The 5,748-nt window shown below is 38.8% G+C and carries 4 protein-coding genes; all 4 read left to right on the forward strand.

All coding sequences use genetic code 11. The features are described 5' to 3' along the window. Positions 1-16: 16 nt before the first annotated feature. Positions 17-1,909 (forward strand): LTA synthase family protein, encoded by a 1,893-nt coding sequence (locus WAM07_RS14165; RefSeq protein ID WP_422167857.1) that lies wholly within the window; start codon positions 17-19, stop codon positions 1,907-1,909. Between the two features lie 246 nt (positions 1,910-2,155). Next, positions 2,156-2,731, forward strand: a complete 576-nt coding sequence (locus tag WAM07_RS14170; RefSeq protein WP_422167859.1) for a TetR/AcrR family transcriptional regulator — start codon at positions 2,156-2,158, stop codon at positions 2,729-2,731. 74 nt (positions 2,732-2,805) lie between these two features. Beyond that, positions 2,806-5,013 carry a YhgE/Pip family protein gene (locus WAM07_RS14175; RefSeq protein WP_422167861.1) on the forward strand — a complete coding sequence of 736 codons (2,208 nt, stop codon included), beginning with the start codon at positions 2,806-2,808 and terminating at the stop codon, positions 5,011-5,013. A gap of 430 nt (positions 5,014-5,443) precedes the next feature. Next, positions 5,444-5,748: membrane lipoprotein lipid attachment site-containing protein (locus tag WAM07_RS14180; protein WP_422167863.1), on the forward strand; the 305-nt coding region annotated here is incomplete at its 3' end.

A 5,748-nucleotide genomic window follows, 5' to 3' on the forward strand; every position in this document is an offset into this window, starting at 1 on the left:
CATCAGGAGGTTAATCATGTTTAACCAAAAAGAAAATTTATTAACGAAGGGCTGGTTTTTCTTTGTCATCGCTTCTCTATTTCTTTGGGCAAAGACTTACTACGCTCTGCAATCTTCATTTACTTTAGATATTGAAAATGGCATTCAGCAATTTATTCTAATCATTACTCCAATAAGTTCATTATTATTTTTCCTGGGACTTTCTCTTTTCTTTTCACCGAAAAGGCGTAACAAAGCATTTATGACCATTTATTTCCTATTATCATTCACTCTCTATGCGAACGTAGTGTATTACCGATTCTTCAACGATTTTATTACACTGCCGGTCTTAATGCAGTATAAGAACTTCGGTGATCTTGGCGGAAGTGCTAAAGCCTTAATACAACCGATGGACTTTCTTTACTGGATTGATATTGTTGTATTAATTACTTGGCTCGTCGTGAAGAAAACGAATCCGACGATTGAATTCCGTAAACGTACCATAGCGATGATTTTCGCTGCTTCCCTTGGGTTTGCAGCGGTCAACTTAAGCCTTGCGGAAATGGAGCGGCCGCAGCTCCTAGTAAGAACATTTGACCGGGCGAAGCTAGTCAAGCTGCTTGGTATCTACAACTATCACGTTTACGATACGGTCATGACGGCAAAAACCTCTTCCCGCCGTGTCTTAGCGGATAGTAACGAATTGAGCGAGGTGCTAAACTACGTTAACTCCCAGCAGGGTAAAATGGGAGCACACGGAGAGTACTTCGGGAAGGCTAAAGGCAAAAACGTGGTACTTGTTTCCCTGGAATCAACTCAGAATTTTGTTATTGATCGCAAGTTACATGACCAGGAAATTACACCATTCCTGAACGATCTTAAAGATGATAGTTTCTATTTTGACAATTTCTATCATAATACAGGTCAAGGAAAGACTTCTGATGCTGAGTTCATCATTGATAACTCTTTATATGGACTTCCACGGGGAGCTGTATTTACAACCAATGCAAGTAATGAGTTCAACGCGACACCCGAAATTCTGAAGGGAAATGGATATACGCCCGTAAGCTTCCACGGTAACCATGCAAGCTTCTGGAACCGTGATGTAATGTATCAAAGCCTTGGATATGACCACTACTTCTCTAAACGAGAATATGATGTAACGGATGAAAACTCTGTGAATTACGGATTAAAAGACATTCCATTCTTTGAGCAGTCCATGCCAAAACTAAAAGGATTGGACGAACCGTATTACGCTAAATTCTTAACCATGACGAACCACTATCCATATCTTACAAACAATGAAAATATGGAAATGATTGAGCCCGCTGAAACGGGTGATGGATCTGTAGACCGTTATTTCCAAACGGTTCGCTACGAAGATGAATCCATTAAGAAGTTCTTCCAGATGATGAAAGAACAAGGGGAATATGAAGATACAATTTTCGTGTTATACGGAGACCACTACGGGATATCTGAAAACCATAATGAAGCCATGAGTGAAATTTTAGGCAAAGAAATACGCCCGTTTGAACACATTCAATTGCAAAAAGTACCTTTGATCATTCATATTCCTGGAATGGAAGGGAAACAAATGGAGACCGTCGGCGGTCAAATTGACTTGAAACCTACTATTCTTCATTTACTAGGAATAGAGCAGGAAAATGACGTTCAATTTGGGACAGATCTATTTAAGAAAGATCGAGAAAGTGCAACCATTCTTCGAGACGGCAGTGTCGTAACCGATGAGTATGTCTATGCGGAGGAAGGAAATCACTGTTATGACAAATCGTCAGGAGAAGAGATAGACTCGAAAACATGCGCTCCTTTGAAAGAAAAAGCAGAGACAGAACTTGGTTATTCAGATAAAGTCGTTTATGGAGACTTATTAAAGTTTCTAGATAGCGAAAAAGAAGAAAACAAACAATAACTTTTTAAACCCACACACTATTTTTAGTGCGTGGGTTTTTCAGTTTCAATAAAACTATGATCAGATGACATGGACAAGGAATGAATACTATGACTCCGATTTCTGATGAGGTAAACTGAAAGTACATTTGGAAGACCATAATCAACAATCATTTTTTAAAATTTTCATCTTGAAAGAAACGTAAAAATGTGTATAATAGTCAATAGACGAAATGACTAAATCGTTCAAATGGTCAGGAGGCGGAAAATGTCCTCAGATAGAAAAACTCAGATTCTGGATGCTGCAAAACAATCGTTTGCTACGTTTGGGTATAAAGCGACTACAGTAGACCATGTTGCTAAAGCGGCAAATGTAGGGAAGGGCACAATCTATAATTTTTTTAAGAATAAAGAGCAACTTTTTCAAGAAATTATTTCAGACCTATTACTTGAAATGAAAAACCAAGCCGAATCAGTCATTGATGATAACAACTCGCTAAAAGAAAACGTGCATATTGCTCTTTATGAACTATTGCAGTATCGTCGCCGTCATCAATTGATGGTGCAGATGGTGCAAGAGGCAAAAGAAATGGGGACACCTGCTGTACAAGAGGCTCTCCTAAATGTAGAGGGTCTTATAACGGGATATCTTCGAGAGAAAATTGAATACGCTATAGCAGTGGGAGATATTCGACCGTGTGATCCAGAGATGACGGCATATATGATGTTGAAGTTGTACACAGCATTTATTATTGATTGGGAAGAGCGGCACGAACCGTTAGGAGAAAGAACGATTTTACACTTATTTGATGAGTATGTATTTAAAGGGTTATCACCATCTTGATGATCCTTTTCTTTTTCCCTGATATGACCAAATGAACGATTTAGTCATTTATTATTTAGAAGGAGAGAATTTACATGAATGCCTTTAAATTATGGCTTGCTGAATTGAAGCACATTGGAAAAAATCGAAAAGTATTCATATCGTTTATTGCGGTTTTACTTATTCCGCTTATATATAGTGGTATGTTTTTGTGGGCTTTTTGGAATCCCTATGGAAGTATGGACCAACTCCCCGTAGCCATCGTTAACTCTGACGAAGGAGCAGAATTTAATGATAGGAGACTGGATGTAGGGAAGGAATTTGTTGATAATCTGGAGGATAGTGGAGATTTCAAATACGAATCGGTTTCTAAAGAAGAAGGATATGATGGGCTAAGCAATCATAAGTATTATATGCTTGTAGAGATTCCGGAGAACTTCTCCTCATCTGCGACAACCATCTTAGATGACAATCCGAAGAAACTCCAGTTAAAATATGTACCAAACGAAGGGTTTAACTTTCTTTCCGCTCAAATTGGGGAATCTGCCACAGAGCAAATGAAAGCTGAGCTTGCTGATGAAATGACTAAAACCTATGCAAGTGCTATGTTTGCTAAATTTGACGATTTAAAAGCAGGACTTTCGGACGCTAGTTCAAAAGCAGAAGATCTTCATGCAGGGGCGGAGGAACTGGATAGTGGAGCTGCAACCCTGGAAGATAAGCTCAATACCTTTACAGATAAACAAATTGAATTAAAGAACGGAGCCCAAGACCTTCATGAAGGAGCTTCACAGGTCACTTCGGGTGCAAATGATCTTTCAGATGGCCTTGTCGCTTTAGATGATGGATATAGTCAGCTTCTTGATGGAGCGTCTCAATCCAAAGATGGAGCTGATCAATTACAACAAGGCCTTGCCGAATCCAACGATGGAGCGTCTCAATTAGAGGAGGGACTAGGAGAACTAGTACAACAATCTAACGGATTAACTGACTCCTCCCAACAACTAGTATCATCTCTAAAAAGTATGGAAGATGGTACAAGCCAAGTTAGTGAATCGGCGTCTTCTCTTTCTGACGGTATGAGTAGTTTGAAAGAGAATCTAGCACCCGTGATTGCGCAGCTGCCAAAGGAACAACAGCAAAAAATCCAGGCTCAACTTGCTCAATTAAATGAAGGAGCAAGCAAATTAGCAGGCGCATCTTCTGATTTGGCCCAAGGTTCAACTCAAATTGTGGAACAAACCAAATCTATGCCGGATAAAGTGGCTTCCCTATCAGATGCTCAAAGCAGGCTGCATCAAGGAGCGGAAGAACTCAATACGGCACAAACCGATCTATATAATGGAGCCTCTTCGCTGGTTAAAGGAGAAGAACAGTTACTTTCAGGCATGCAAACCTTTGATCAAAAACTGGAAAGCGCCACAGAAGGAGCAACTAAACTAGCTGAAGGTGCGACAGAAGTGAAGACCGGAACGGACCAGCTTTCTTCTGGTTCCAAACAACTAACGGATGGTTCTCAAAAATTGGCTAAAGGAGCTGGAGATCTTTCTGAGGGAACAAATGAGCTGACTTCTGGTACGTCGGAGTTTGAAACCAATTTATCAGAGGCAAGTTCAAATGCGAATGATGTTCAGACCACAAAGAAAACAGAGAAGATGTTTGCAAAACCCGTTGACTTGGATACAAACAGTGTTAACGAGGTACCAAACTACGGAACCGGCTTCACGCCTTATTTCCTATCTCTTGGATTATTTGTCGGTGCCCTCCTTATTACCATTGTTTTTCCTGTCCGTAATCCAGTAGCAGCACCTAAAAATGCAATGAGTTGGTTCTTCGCTAAATTCGGTGTACTTGTAGGAGCGGGGATTGTTCAAGCAATTGTAGCGGATACTGTTATTTTGTATGGTCTAGGCTTAGAAGTTGAGAGCGTACCTTATTTCTATTTATTTAGTATCATTACAAGCTTAACGTTTATGGGGATTATTCAATTGTTTGTGACTATTCTTGGAGATCCAGGCCGCTTCATCGGCATCTTAATTTTAATTATGCAGCTTACAACCAGTGCGGGAACGTTCCCTCTAGAACTTATCCCAGCACCACTACAAATTCTCAACCCTATTCTACCTATGACTTACTCAGTAGAAGGGCTGAAAGCTGTGGTATCAGAAGGAAACTACGAACTTATGTGGCAGGATAGTGGAATATTAGGGATCTTCTTACTTGGTTCTGTTATCCTTACGATGACATACTTCTTCGTAACATTTAAGAAACGTCATCCTTTATTTAGAGAAAACGCAGCATAATCAGTTAGATTAAACAAAATAAATAAGATACTCTAACACCTTGGAATAGTACTTGGTAAGTACTGATTCTGGGGTGTTTTTTATTTGTATAATTCAGTCATTATCATCCTCTTTACTATTCAAATAGCACCAACAACTTGAATGGAGGCTTTGTTTTTTAAGGATTTAAATATTGAAGGATAATCACCATTTTAAAATTTATCTTGAAACTGAGTCTTCAAGTTAAGGGCAGGTTAGTTGAAGACTCAGTTTCGAGATAACGGACAAAATGCACATTTTTGAAACTTCATTAAGCTCTGTTCGTATTAAATCTTAAGGAGGGATTTGTTAATGAATATAAACGCTCCAAGCTATGTTTTTAACATGTAGAAACCATTCTAATGTTTTTCATAAATGTAATACATAACATGTTATTAGAAGGGAAGATAGTATGAAAAAAATATTATTCATCATAACTTTACCAGTGATCTTAGTGGGTTGTAGTTCGACAAGTGGATTACAAAAATTCGATAATGATGAACTGAACAAAAAAACGGAGGATTTGTCTTTTCATCCTCAGCTTCCGACAGAACTTCCATTTAAAATAGAACAAGCTGAATTTAGTCACCCTCCTAAAGTACAGCAGCCATATAAGACTTTAACTTTCGATTTTTATGGAGATAAAAAAGAGCATCTTAGTTTATTAACCGTGAACGGAGGTGATGTTTCATCTACTTCTCAAGAAGAATATCAAGA

Origin of the sequence: Halobacillus sp. (genome assembly GCF_049282395.1) — a bacterium.
GTDB lineage: Bacteria > Bacillota > Bacilli > Bacillales > Halobacillaceae > Halobacillus.

What these genes read in the sequence shown, in the direction of transcription:
- WAM07_RS14175 (WP_422167861.1), top strand. Translation starts at nt 2,806, where the DNA reads ATGAATGCCTTTAAATTATGGCTTGCTGAATTGAAGCACATTGGAAAA.
- WAM07_RS14165 (WP_422167857.1), top strand. Translation starts at nt 17, where the DNA reads ATGTTTAACCAAAAAGAAAATTTATTAACGAAGGGCTGGTTTTTCTTT.
- WAM07_RS14170 (WP_422167859.1), top strand. Translation starts at nt 2,156, where the DNA reads ATGTCCTCAGATAGAAAAACTCAGATTCTGGATGCTGCAAAACAATCG.